General features: G+C 64.4%; 14 protein-coding genes. 4 read left to right on the top strand and 10 right to left on the bottom strand.

Features of this window, described 5'->3' with window-relative positions:
- Positions 1–40: 40 nt before the first annotated feature.
- The 6 genes from NLM31_RS11560 to NLM31_RS11535 all read right to left on the bottom strand — a co-directional run bounded on the left by NLM31_RS11560 (position 41) and on the right by NLM31_RS11535 (position 4,626).
- A complete protein-coding gene (locus tag NLM31_RS11560; RefSeq protein ID WP_254129289.1) occupies positions 41–793 on the bottom strand; it encodes a haloacid dehalogenase type II in 753 nt (250 codons plus the stop codon).
- A gap of 87 nt (positions 794–880) precedes the next feature.
- Complete coding sequence (locus tag NLM31_RS11555) at positions 881–1,348, bottom strand: DUF1801 domain-containing protein (RefSeq protein WP_254129288.1); 468 nt, start codon at positions 1,346–1,348, stop codon at positions 881–883.
- A 27-nt stretch (positions 1,349–1,375) separates the two neighbouring features.
- Positions 1,376–1,891 carry a GNAT family N-acetyltransferase gene (locus NLM31_RS11550; RefSeq protein WP_254129287.1) on the bottom strand — a complete coding sequence of 172 codons (516 nt, stop codon included), beginning with the start codon at positions 1,889–1,891 and terminating at the stop codon, positions 1,376–1,378.
- 112 nt (positions 1,892–2,003) lie between these two features.
- Positions 2,004–2,939: a glycosyltransferase family 2 protein gene (locus tag NLM31_RS11545; protein WP_254129286.1), complete on the bottom strand. Its 936-nt coding sequence runs from the start codon at positions 2,937–2,939 to the stop codon at positions 2,004–2,006.
- Entirely contained in the window at positions 2,936–4,087 is a 1,152-nt protein-coding gene (locus NLM31_RS11540; protein WP_254192275.1) for a hypothetical protein, read from the bottom strand. Before NLM31_RS11540 ends, NLM31_RS11545 begins: the two co-directional genes overlap by 4 nt.
- Positions 4,088–4,134: 47 nt before the next feature.
- Positions 4,135–4,626, bottom strand: coding sequence for an NUDIX domain-containing protein (locus NLM31_RS11535; protein WP_254192274.1), 492 nt, complete (start codon positions 4,624–4,626; stop codon positions 4,135–4,137).
- 92 nt (positions 4,627–4,718) lie between these two features.
- Here NLM31_RS11535 and NLM31_RS11530 point away from each other — a divergent pair, with 92 nt between their 5' ends.
- Entirely contained in the window at positions 4,719–5,615 is an 897-nt protein-coding gene (locus tag NLM31_RS11530; RefSeq protein WP_254192273.1) for a metallophosphoesterase, read from the top strand.
- A gap of 39 nt (positions 5,616–5,654) precedes the next feature.
- Here the strand turns inward: NLM31_RS11530 and NLM31_RS11525 are convergent, their stop codons facing one another.
- The 3 genes from NLM31_RS11525 to NLM31_RS11515 form a co-directional block, all read right to left on the bottom strand.
- Entirely contained in the window at positions 5,655–6,209 is a 555-nt protein-coding gene (locus NLM31_RS11525) for a hypothetical protein (RefSeq protein WP_254192272.1), read from the bottom strand.
- Positions 6,210–6,398: 189 nt separating this feature from the next.
- Positions 6,399–6,608, bottom strand: coding sequence for a hypothetical protein (locus NLM31_RS11520; RefSeq protein WP_008137787.1), 210 nt, complete (start codon positions 6,606–6,608; stop codon positions 6,399–6,401).
- A gap of 23 nt (positions 6,609–6,631) precedes the next feature.
- The gene (locus NLM31_RS11515) at positions 6,632–8,266 is read right to left on the bottom strand and encodes an isocitrate lyase (protein WP_254192271.1); all 1,635 of its coding nucleotides are present in this window, start codon (positions 8,264–8,266) and stop codon (positions 6,632–6,634) included.
- 235 nt (positions 8,267–8,501) lie between these two features.
- On the opposite strand from NLM31_RS11515, the gene NLM31_RS11510 reads away from it, so the two are divergent.
- The gene (locus NLM31_RS11510) at positions 8,502–9,947 is read left to right on the top strand and encodes a short-chain fatty acyl-CoA regulator family protein (protein ID WP_254192270.1); all 1,446 of its coding nucleotides are present in this window, start codon (positions 8,502–8,504) and stop codon (positions 9,945–9,947) included.
- A gap of 204 nt (positions 9,948–10,151) precedes the next feature.
- Here the strand turns inward: NLM31_RS11510 and NLM31_RS11505 are convergent, their stop codons facing one another.
- Complete coding sequence (locus NLM31_RS11505) at positions 10,152–10,445, bottom strand: antibiotic biosynthesis monooxygenase (RefSeq protein ID WP_045005289.1); 294 nt, start codon at positions 10,443–10,445, stop codon at positions 10,152–10,154.
- A gap of 227 nt (positions 10,446–10,672) precedes the next feature.
- On the opposite strand from NLM31_RS11505, the gene NLM31_RS11500 reads away from it, so the two are divergent.
- Together NLM31_RS11500 and NLM31_RS11495 are read left to right on the top strand one after the other, a co-directional pair.
- Positions 10,673–11,485: a hypothetical protein gene (locus tag NLM31_RS11500; RefSeq protein ID WP_254129279.1), complete on the top strand. Its 813-nt coding sequence runs from the start codon at positions 10,673–10,675 to the stop codon at positions 11,483–11,485.
- 176 nt (positions 11,486–11,661) lie between these two features.
- Complete coding sequence (locus NLM31_RS11495) at positions 11,662–12,024, top strand: hypothetical protein (RefSeq protein ID WP_254192269.1); 363 nt, start codon at positions 11,662–11,664, stop codon at positions 12,022–12,024.
- Positions 12,025–12,029: the final 5 nt, after the last annotated feature.

Genomic DNA, 12,029 nt, shown 5'->3' with positions numbered 1-12,029 from the left:
TAAACCGCGCCGACGGTACAGTGGCAGCTGGTCGCTCGCACTAGCTCGACAGAAAGTGCACCAGGTCGGTCATGCCGAGCCCCTCGCCGTCGGGAACGGCATCGAGCTGTTCGCGCGGTTGCTTCTGCCGATTGACCCAGAAGGTGGGATAGCCGAACAGTTTGGCGCCGGAGGCATCCCAGCCGGCGAAGGCTGCAAAGAGAACCTCTTCACGCTTCAAGGCGAAAGCGTCGAGGCCCATCTGATAGGCTCGCGGGTCAGGCTTGTAGGCACGAACCGCATCCGTGCTCAGCTGAAATTCGAAGACGCCTTCGAGCCCTGCGGCGCGAATATTGGCGTCGAGCATCGCGGGCGAGAAATTGCTCAGGAGTGCGAGCCGCAAGCCGTTGTCCTTCAGCATGGACAGAGCGGGCGATACGTCGGGCCAGACCGTCATGCCGAGATAACCTTCGACCAGCGCACTTCTCTTGACGCCGGTCAGTTCGATATCGAGCGACTTGCAGGCGAACACCAGGGCGTCATCGATGACGCCGAGGAAGTCGCGATAATCTCCGCTCATGGTGCGGAGCCATGTGTATTCGAACTGCTTCGTTCGCCAGGCGTTTGACAGTTCGGCGCCGCGTCCGGGAAACAGGTTCTCGGCCAGCGCGAAGATCGGACGCGGATCGAAGATCGGAAAGCCGTCGAACGCGATCGCCTTGATCGGCCCGCCCGCTCCATGGGAATCGCCTGCAATCGAGGACGCGACCGTCAACGATGCGATCGCGAGAAGTTGGCGGCGACTAAGGGCCATTTGGGCGCTCTCATGCGGTGGACAAAATCCCGCCGATCATGATCGCCCGGTCACCCGGAATATTCCCGACTGCGTCGGAATCGGAGGTCAGGACCCCTGCATGTAGCGGACGGGATTTTCAGGATCCGCTTCGTAGATGCCGGCAACCTCCGCGACGAGAGCAGACACCGCATCGTGCTTGAGATCGTCGAACCGCTCGAAACTGAAGTTGTTGCCCCCCATGCGCAATTCGCCGAGCTTCCCGGCATAACGGGATACGACGGGCGCGCCTTGCCTCGTCACCGTCACGTACATGCTGATGTAGTTTTTCTGGAGTGCAACACCGATCACCGGCCAGTCCGTGCTTTTGCCCGATTTGATGGCGTAGCGGAACTTTCCATAGCCGATCATCTTCATGCGCATTCCCGCCTCTCCCGCGGGCGTTCCCTGATGGAAATGGCGCTTGAGGGCTGGCGCGGCCGAGACCACCAGCTTGTGCAACTCGGTCAGATCGCGCTTTCGCTTCGGATCGAAATCGAGGTAGGCCTGCAATGTGTCGGCAATCACGCGGAACATTTGGGCCTCGATCGGTTGCCGGGTGCGCTATCCCCGTGCCTTGCTCCAGTCCGGAGCCACTGTGCCCGAGACACCTTCGAACGCGCCGTCGACGAGCTCGAACACCAGGACGCGGGCGGCATCGACCGGGCCCGGCATGGTGACGCGTCCCTTGGGGACGAGCTTGAAACCGACGCGGCTGTAATAGGGCTCGTCGCCGACCAGCAGCACGATGGCGTGGCCTTTGTCCCCGGCGTCCTTCAGGGCCCGCTCCATCAGCATGCGGCCGATGCCACGGCTGCGGAACGGCGGCTCGACGGTGAGCGGCCCGAGCAGCAGCGCCGGCGTCTCGCCGATCGTGACAGGCAATTGCCTGACGGAGCCGACCAGCAGCGTGCCGATGCGGGCGGTGAAGGAGACGTCGAGCAGATGGTCGACGTGCTCGCGGATGCGGTAGGCGCTGAGCACGAAGCGGCCGGGGCCGAACGTGCGCTCGTGCAGCCGCTCGATCGCCTGGGCGTCGCCGGGGGCTTCGGGACTGATGGTGATTGAGAGATCGTTCATATCATAGCGTTTTCGAGCGAAGTGGATTCCGGTTCGCGTTAAGAAAACGCGTCAATCCGGCAAGCGGAGTAGCATCTGCGCATCTGGAGGTCTATGGGCGCCGCGCCCGACTTCAGGTCCTTTTCGGCGCCGGCTGGGACAGATAGGCCAGCATCTTCATCTCCCGCCGCCCCCGCGTCACGGTATCGAGCACGAGGCCCGACGAAACCGACAGCATCGCCACGATCGTCAATCCCATCGACAGCACGGCAGTCGGCAGGCGCGGCACCAGGCCGGTCTCGATGAACGTCACGACGATCGGGATCGCAAGGATGATCGCGGCCAGGGCGAGCAGGATCCCGATCACGGTGAAGAAGCGCAGCGGCCGCTCCGACCGGTACAGCTTCAGCATGGTGCCGAGAATGCGGAAGCCATCGCGCCAGGTGTTGAGCTTCGAGAACGAGCCTTCCGGCCGCGCGTAATAGGGCGTCTCGACCTCGGCAACCGGCAGCGACAGCTCCAGCGCGTAGACCGCGAGCTCGGTCTCGATCTCGAAGCCATCGGACAGCACGGGGAACGATTTGACGAAGCGCCGCGAGAACACGCGGTAGCCGGACAGGATGTCCTTGAAGGCGTGGCCGAAGGTCGAGGACAGGAAGCCGGTCAGCATGCGGTTGCCGGTGCGATGGCCGAGACGGTAGGCCGCCTGCGACTGGTCGATGCGGAGCCCGACCACCATGTCGAGATGTTCCTCGAGCAGCTTGTCGATCATGCGCGGAGCGCTCGGCGCATCGTAGGTGGCGTCGCCATCGACCAGCACGTAGATGTCGGCCTCGACATCGGCGAACATGCGGCGCACGACGTGGCCCTTGCCCTGCCGCCGCTCGCTGCGCACGATCGCGCCGGCCTCGCGCGCAACGGCAGCGGTGCTGTCGCGCGAATTGTTGTCGTAGACAAAGATCTCCGCCGCGGGCAGCGCCTTGCGGAAGTCGGCGACGACGGTCGCAACCGCCGCCTCCTCATTGTAGCAGGGCACCAGCACGGCGATGCGGGGTTGAGCGGATGTCATCGCGGCAGCGCTCCCAGACTGGCCGGCTCGGACCGGACCGATGCGGCCTCACGCATCTCGGCCGGCTGCAACAGCCGGGCAAACGACAGCGTCCACAGCGACAGCATTGCGATCGGCACGACGTAGTACGGCGTGAAGATCGGGTGGCTCAGGAAGAAGCCGAGATTGACGACGAGGTTGCCGGCAACGACGAAGGCCGCCTGCCGCACATGCCTTTCGCGCGACCACAACAGCGCGAGCGTCGCGCCGATCGCAAGCACGATCAACACGATCTGCATGTCGCGCAGGTACTGGCCGAGTACGGCGAAGTCCAGGCCCGGCGCGACCACGTCGGCGCTGCCGTAAGTCGTCGCCAGCGCGCTGCCGGCATTGATGGCCTGGGCGGCCAGCGTCGGCGCCATGCCGACGAGCACGCCGGCGCCGAAGGCGAGGCCCTGCACGAACGTTGCAAGCGAGCGCGTCCACAGGAAGGGAATGCCGAGGAACAGGAAATAGCCGGCCGCCAGCAAGGCATTCGGCAATCTGAAATTGACGGACACACCGAGCAGGAGACCGATCAGCGCAATCAGCAACACGCTGCGCTTGTCCCTGGCCAGCCACAGCGCCGTCAGGAAGCCCACGACGGCGCACAGCGCCATGGTCGGCGCAACCGAATAGCTCGCTTTCGCCGGATTGATCATGAGATAGACGGCAAGCGCGCCGAACACACCGGCCCCCAGGACCGACGGCAGCGTCCGCGCCATGGCAATGCCCGACAGCGCGAGGCCGCACACGATCAGGCTCGCGGCAATGTAGAGCGACACGACCTGATGGCCTTGCGGAAACAGCGCCAGCAGGAAGCCGGTGCCCGGCGGATATTGCAATACGACCTTGCCGCCCGGCATCGGATTGTGGCAGGGCCAGCGGATCGGATCCTTCCACTCGGCGAAGGCGATTTCCTTCAGCTTGCCCTCGAAATAACGATCGTCGTCCCTGATCGCGTTGGTGTCGAGCCCGCCGGCGCCGAAGCGCTGGAACAGATGCGCCTGGCGGAGATAGCAGATGTCGTCATAGACCCCGCGCGCCTCGCTCCAGCGCGACATTGTCGCAATGTTGCTGGCGAGGATCGCGAGGCAGATCAGGCCGAAGACGAGTTTTGCGGCTTTCATCAGGTTTCCGTGACGCCCATTCGGACTGGTACTAGCATAGCCCGCCCTCAGCGCCACGTCGCAATCACGGGCTTGCCGTCAAGCACTTCCGCGATCCGCAGCCGCGTGCCGGGGGTCGTCTCCTCCGGCAGCGCGGCGGTGTCGAAGAAGCCGCATGCGATGATCTCGTGGTTTGGCGCCGGCAGCCGGTCCTGGCGGAAATGCCTGACCACATAGACCGCGACATGGTCGCGGCGGGAGATGTGGCTGTTGAGGAAGATGCCGTGCAGCACGGCCTCCCCGGTGAGATCGATGTCGCCCTCCTCCTTGAGCTCGCGGCGCATCGCCTGCTCCATGGTCTCGCCGTAGTCGACGCCGCCGCCCGGCAGATACCAGCCCGAGACGTAGCTGTGCTTGACCAGAAACACCCTGTTGTCGGCATCGAGCACCACGGCGCGGACGCCGAGCGTCATGCCGCGAACCACCAGGAAATAGGCGTGGAAGACGCGCCGCAGCAGCGGCTCGAATCTCCGTCGGATCTGGTCCAGGCGCTCGCCCATTAGCCTCTCGTGATGCGCCCTTCCAGGCTTCCCTTGCGCGATGAGCGCGACCTTGCCATTACAGCAACCGAATAGCGAGGCAATCGCGCGCCATGACTTACCAGACGTCGGCACCTTTCACGCTCGCCCATCTGTCCGACCCGCATCTGCCGCCGCTGCCGAAGCCGCGGCTGATCGAGCTCGCCGGCAAGCGCGCACTCGGCTACGTCAACTGGACGCGCAACCGTCACAAATACCAGCGCCGCGAGGTTCTCGACGCGCTGGTCGCCGACATGCAGGCGCAGGCGCCCGACCACATCGCGGTGACTGGCGATCTCGTCAACCTGGCGATGGACGCGGAGTTCGCGCCGGCACGCGCCTGGCTCGACGGGGTCGGCTCGCCCGATCGCGTCACCACGATTCCCGGCAATCACGACGCCTATGTCCGCGCCACGCGCCATCGCTTCGGCGAGACCTTTGCGCCCTATCTTGCCAGCGACGACGGCAGCGCCGGCTTTCCCGGCGTGCGCCGGCGTGGACCGGCCGCGCTGATCAGCCTCTCCAGCGCCGTACCGACGCCGCCCTTGATGGCGACGGGCACGCTCGGACGCGATCAGCTCGCAGCGCTCGAAGAGGTGCTCGACCGGCTCGCGGCCGAGGACGTCTTCCGCGTGCTGCTGGTGCATCATCCGCTGAAGTCCGATGCGCGCCAGAAGCGGTTGACGGATTCCGCAAGCCTGCTGGCGCTGCTCAAGCGCCACGGCGTCGAGCTGGTCCTGCACGGGCACGACCACATCCATTCGACGATGTGGTTCGAGGGTCCCAACGGCAACATTCCCGCGATCGGCGTGCCATCGGCCTCGGCGCTCGCGCACGGGCGCTACCCGGCGGCGGCCTACAATCTGTTCGCGATCGAGAAGGACAATGCCGGCTGGCGCTGCGAGCAGATCGTGCGCAGCATCGATCCGGGCATGCAGGTGCGGGAGATCAAGCGCACACGGCTGGTTTGAGGCGCGCGCGTCGGCGCGAGCACGGACGACAGAGAGCAATCACCAGCTCCGCAACGCCGCGATCACGGCGACGCCGAACAGCGCGGCGGCACCGATGATGAATCCGAACACGAACGGCCAGACGCGCGAGCGACGGGGCGGCTCCGCGACCTCCGGCTTCGGCTCGGGCGGGACCACCATCGCACGCTCGCGCTCGACGATGCGGCGGGCGACATAGTCGGTGACGGCGTCCACGATCACTGCGGTGTCGTGCGATTCGGCGAGCACGATGCGGCCGAAGCGGGTGTCCTGGACGAAGCGGTACTGCCGCTTGTCGCGCCCCATCAGGATGTGGGCGACGACGTCGATCCAGAGCCGCGGCGTATCGCCCTGGCTGATGCCGCGGTCGAACAAATCGATCTGCTCGGGCACCTGGGCGAACAGCGGGTCGAGCGCGTCGTTGAGGATCTCGAGCCGCGCCACCTCGGCATCCCTGAGATCGACGACGACGCCGGTCCGGTCGGCGGCCTCGATCCGCGCGCGCAACAGCGCGTCGCGCAGCCGGACCGGGCGCGGCTGGCTGGGTTGGGTACCGCTGATCTCGGGCTCTGACATGGTCGGCCTCGTCCTCGACTTTCCGCCGTTAACCTATCAGCAACCACAGCGCCCGCAAAGGGTCCACAATTCCAGATACTTACGACACCCACAGCCGTTGATGTGTGCCAAAAACAGACGATCCCACCCGGCTTGCGCCGGATGGGACCCTCCGTCCTTGGACGTCTTCTTGGATTTGTCAGGCAGCCGTCAGGCCGAGACCCGCGACGGCTCTTCCACGATCGAGAAACGGACGCCGGCCTTATGGCGGTTCTCTTCCGAAACCGAGCGCCAGGCGTCTTCGGCTTCTTTGCGGGTCTTGAATGGACCCTGCACCTGGGCCGAGCCTTCGACGAGCTTGTGGAAGTTCATCGAGCCGAACTCGCCGCCGATCACCCAGAAATTGCTGCCTTTGGTCATTGTCAGTCTCCTGTTGCGTGGCGTTAGCCGAACTGGTTCATCGTGTTGTGGGCACCGCCCGCCTTGAGGGCAGCTTCACCCGCGAAGTATTCCTTGTGGTCGTCGCCGATATCGGAGCCGGCCATGTTCTGGTGCTTGGCGCAGGCGATGCCCTGACGGATCTCCTGGCGCTGCACGTTCTTGACGTAGCCGAGCATGCCCTGATCGCCGAAATACTCGCGGGCGAGGTTGTCGGTGGACAGCGCGGCCGTGTGATAGGTCGGCAGCGTGATCAGGTGGTGGAAGATGCCGGCACGCTTGGCCGAATCCGCCTGGAAGGTGCGGATGCGCTCGTCGGCCTCGATCGCCAGCGGCGTATCGTCGTATTCCGGCTTCATCAGTTCGGCGCGGCTGTACTTGCTGACGTCCTTGCCGGCTTCCTTCATCGCATCGTAGACCTGCTGACGGAAGTTGATGGTCCAGTTGAACGAGGGCGAGTTGTTGTAGGCGAGCTTCGCGTTCGGGATGACCTCGCGGATACGGTCGACCATCTTGGCGATCTGCTCGATATGCGGCTTCTCGGTCTCGATCCAGAGCAGGTCAGCACCATTCTGCAGCGAGGTGATGCTGTCGAGCACGCAGCGATCTTCGCCCGTGCCGGGACGGAACTGGTAGAGATTCGAGGGCAGCCGCTTCGGGCGCATCATCTTGCCATTGCGGTTGATGATGACGTCGCCATTGCGGGCGTTCTCAGCGGTGATTTCCTCGCAATCGAGGAAGCTGTTGTACTGATCGCCGATGTCGCCCGGCTTGTGGCTGACGGCGATCTGCTGCGTGAGACCGGCGCCGAGCGAGTCGGTGCGGGTGACGATGACGCCGTCCTCGACGCCGAGCTCGAGGAAGGCGTGGCGGCAGGCGCGGATCTTCGCGATGAACACCTCGTGCGGCACGGTGACCTTGCCGTCCTGGTGACCGCACTGCTTCTCGTCGGAGACCTGGTTCTCGATCTGGAGCGCGCAGGCGCCCGCCTCGATCATCTTCTTGGCGAGCAGATAGGTCGCCTCGGCGTTGCCGAAGCCGGCGTCGATGTCGGCGATGACGGGCACGACGTGGGTCTGGAAGTTGTCGATCCTCGCGATCAACTCCTGCTCACGGGTCTTGTCTCCTTCCTTGCGCGCCTTGTCGAGCAAACGGAAGATGTCGTTGAGCTCACGGGAATCCGCCTGACGGAGGAACGTGTAGAGCTCCTCGATCAGCGCCGGCACCGAGGTCTTCTCGTGCATCGACTGGTCGGGCAGCGGTCCGAATTCGGAGCGCAGCGCCGCGATCATCCAGCCGGACAGGTACAGATAAGTGCGATCGGTCTTGCCGCCAAAATGCTTCTTGACCGAGATCAGCTTCTGCTGGGCGATGAAGCCGTGCCAGCAGCCGAGCGACTGGGTGTACTTGGTCGGATCCTTGTCATAGGCCGCCATGTCAGCCCGCATCAGCGCCGCGGTGTAGCGGGCGACGTCCAGACCGGTCTTGAAGCGGTTCTGCAGGCGCATGCGCGCGACGGCCTCGGCCGACACCCCGTTCCAGGTCGGCTGGGTCTTGAGGAGCGCCTGGGCCGCCTCGACTTCGTTCTGATACGAGGCCGGGCCCTGGAAGGTGGTGATGCCACGGGGCTGGTAGTTCATGTGCCTTATCCCTTTCGACGGATGACAAAGCGACCGGCGATGTCATCGACATTTTTGACAATGCATTGCGAAATGCGTGTCATGAGATAAACGCGAGAAAGAGAAGTTCGTACAGAGGCCTTGAATTCGAATGGTGATGTCATGTAACATCAGAACATGTAATAGATGTTATTTTGTAAATCTTGTAAAAATATAGGTCAGCCTGTCTGCCCTTAATACGCCTGGAGGCCTGAAAATGCCCGCTGTGTCCGGGAAAAAGCTGTTCGTCGGCCCGCGCTTCCGGCGCATCCGGCAGCAATTGGGACTGTCCCAGACCCAGATCGCAGAGGGGCTCGGGATCTCGCCGAGCTATGTCAATCTGATCGAGCGAAACCAGCGGCCGGTGACGGCGCAGATCCTGCTGCGGCTCGCCGAAACCTACGACCTCGATCTGCGCGACCTCGCCACCGCAGACGAGGACCGCTTCTTCGCCGAGCTGAACGAGATCTTCTCCGATCCGCTGTTCCGCCAGATCGACGTTCCCAAGCAGGAGCTGCGCGACCTCGCCGAGCTCTGTCCCGGCGTCACCCATGCGCTGCAACGGCTCTACGCAGCCTATGCCGAGGCACGCCAGGGCGAGACGCTGGCGGCAGCCCAGATGGCCGACCGCGACGTCGGCACGCGCTACGAGGCCAATCCGGTCGAGCGCGTGCGCGAACTGATCGAGGCCAATCGCAATTATTTCCCGGAGCTGGAGCAGGCGGCGGAAAACCTGCGGGACGAATTGGACGTGCCGGCCGAAGGGCTCTATGCGGCGCTCGCGGCGCGCCTGCGCGAAAAGCATTCGATTCAGACCCGGATCATGCCGGTCGACGTGATGCGCGAGACGCTGCGCCGTTTCGACCGCCACCGCCGCCAGCTCCTGATCTCGGAACTGGTCGATCCGCCCGGCCGCGCCTTCCAGCTCGCCTTCCAGCTGGGCTTGGGTGAATGCGCGCAGGCGCTTGAAACCATCATCGGCCGCGCCGGTCCACTCGACGACGCGCCGCGTCGGCTGTTCCGCATCACGCTCGGCAATTATTTTGCAGCAGCGGTGATGATGCCCTACCCGGCCTTCCTCGCGGCCGCCGAAGCGCTCAACTACGACATCCACGTGCTGGCGCAGCGCTTCAATTCCGGCTTCGAGCAGGTTTGCCATCGCCTCACCACGCTGCAACGGCCGAACGCGCGCGGCATTCCGTTCTTCCTGTTGCGCGTCGACAATGCCGGCAACGTCTCGAAGCGCTTTTCCTCGGGCACCTTCCCGTTCTCGAAATTCGGCGGCACCTGTCCCTTATGGAACGTGCACTCGACCTTCGACACGCCCGATCGCCTGCTGAAGCAGGTGATCGAGCTCTCCGACGGCACGCGCTATTTCTCGATCGCGCAAATGGTGCGCCGGCCGGTGGCGCCGCACCCGCTGCCGCAGCCGCGCTTCGCCATCGGCCTCGGCTGCGAGATCCGCCATGCCGCGCGCCTGACCTACGCAGCCGGCATGGATCTGGAGAAGACGGAAGGCACGCCGATCGGCGTCAACTGCCGGCTCTGCGAGCGCGAAAACTGCGCCCAGCGCGCCGAGCCGCCGATCACGCGTACGCTGATCTTGGACGAGACGACGCGACGGGTGTCGAGTTTCGCGTTCTCGAATGCGCGGGAGTTGTGAGGAGCTCGGCGTTAGGCGACACACCCGCACTACCCCTCGGTGTCGTCCCGGCGAAGGCCGGGACCCATAACCACAGGGCATAGTTTGATGAGACGTCGTCGTTGTACGTCCTTTGGTACGACGACCACCATTCACCGATAGATCACGCGGTATGGGTCCCGGCCTTCGCCGGGACGACCCGCGGAGAGATCTCGCGTCCAATCCCTACGCCAGCGTATGCACGATCACCGGCCCCGCCGCGGCACTCGCATGCCCTGCCAACAGCGAGCCAAGATCCTTTTCGATCCAGGCGATCGCGCGCCTGTTCGCTTCCTCGGCCTGCTCGAACTTGTCGAAGATGGAGATCGCGGTCACCGTGTCGTCGCCGGCATAGACGACGTAGTAGGCCCTGAAGCCGTCGACGTCGCTGATGATCGGAACGGCGCCGTCCTTGATGCGGCGCGCCAGCTCTTCGGCGCTTCCGCTCTTGGCCTTGGCCTGACGGATGGCGGCATACATGGCATCCTCCCTTCCGGCTCGTGATGTGGGGCATGGTGCCCGGCGGCATGTTACGCCGAAGCGCGCGGCCGATCTACGGCTTGGTTAACCCTGCCCTAATCTCCTCCCGCGATCTGCAACCAACGATTAAGCACGCCTCAACATCGCGGCCTTAGTCTCGCCTCACTCACTTTTCGCAAACAACGGCAGCCTATCCTGCCGCGTGAAGTGACATCAGGGGGTTCATCATGCGCATTGCGTTGCTGCTGACCGCGACCATTGTCGGCGCGCTCTTCGCCCATCCGTCCAACGCCGGCTCGCTCGACGTCGCGTCCGCCGATGCCGCGAAGGCGCTGCCGCCCGGCTTCCAGAGCTACCGCGGCTACATGTTCGACGTGTCGGAGAATGCCGATCGCAAGGACGTCGACAAGCTCACCGAGAATCTGAAGCAGCAGATCGACGTCGTCGAAGGCGCCGGGTTCTCCCCGCGCGTGCTGCGCTTCTTCCGAACCGTCCCGATCATCGCAAGCGAGCTGGCCTGCCTCGACGAAGGCGCCGCGACCGCGTGCTACGGCCGGGTCACGCCGGACATCCAGCGCACCACCCCGCGGACGCTGACGGTGTGGGACCACGACAAGCAGCGCTGGACCAATCCGAACGCCGTCGACCTCGCGGTCGATTCCGGGCTCGGCGTGATCATGGTCCGGCCGGACATGATGCGTTACGAGAAAGAGGCGGTGCTGCTCCACGAGATGCTGCACGCCTATCACGCGCGGCTCTTGCCGGACGGTTACGCCAACAAGGGCGTGATCAGCTATTACGCCTATGCCAAGTCCAAGGATTTCCTGCCCAAGGAAGCCTATGCGCTGAAGAACCACATGGAGTTCTTTGCGGTGACCGCCAGCATCTTCCTGGCCGGCAAGAGCGAATTCCACGATCCCAAGACCCGCGAAGCGCTCAAGGAGAAGATGCCGGACTATTACAAATATCTGGTCGGCGTGTTCGGCTTCGACCCCGATCCGGCAGCGGCGTCGGCCGGCCCGGTCGCCTCGCTCAAGTAAGGCCGACACGGCGCACCTCGCGCCAAGCCAATGCCAAAAGCCGCGCGACATGCGCGGCTTTTCTGTTTTGGGTAACGGAAGCTGCGGATGACGCCCGGGCGGCAATTGCCAAGGCGGGGCCCGATCTGCATAGTCCCGCCGCATCGATTGGGACTGTTTCGAAGAGGATAGAAGACATGGCGGACGCCGACCTGGATGTCGTGATCCGGCAACTGGCCAGACAGCTGCAGACGGGCCTGATGACCCGCGCCAAGGAGCGGCGGGATCGCTTCAGCGGCCTTGCGGCCAAGGCCAAGGGCAAGGAGACCGGCGCCCGCTTCAAGATGATGGCCAAGGCCACCATGGAACAGGCCACCGCCGCCGCCAGGCGCCTGCAGATGTCCGCCGACAACGTCGCCGACAGCTACGCCCGCGCCATGCGGCTGGCCGCCAGCACGCCCATCGAGGTGAAGGCCGAGAAGCCGGCCAAGGACAAGCCTGCCAAGGACAAGCCGGCGAAGAAGGCCGCGAAGGCGAAGAAGGCCAAGAAAGCGAAGTAGGCGCG

The organism is Bradyrhizobium sp. CCGUVB4N (assembly GCF_024199945.1).
Classification (GTDB): Bacteria; Pseudomonadota; Alphaproteobacteria; order Rhizobiales; family Xanthobacteraceae; genus Bradyrhizobium.
Note: the sequence above shows the minus strand (reverse complement) of the source record. Positions and strands in the feature narration are given on the sequence as shown.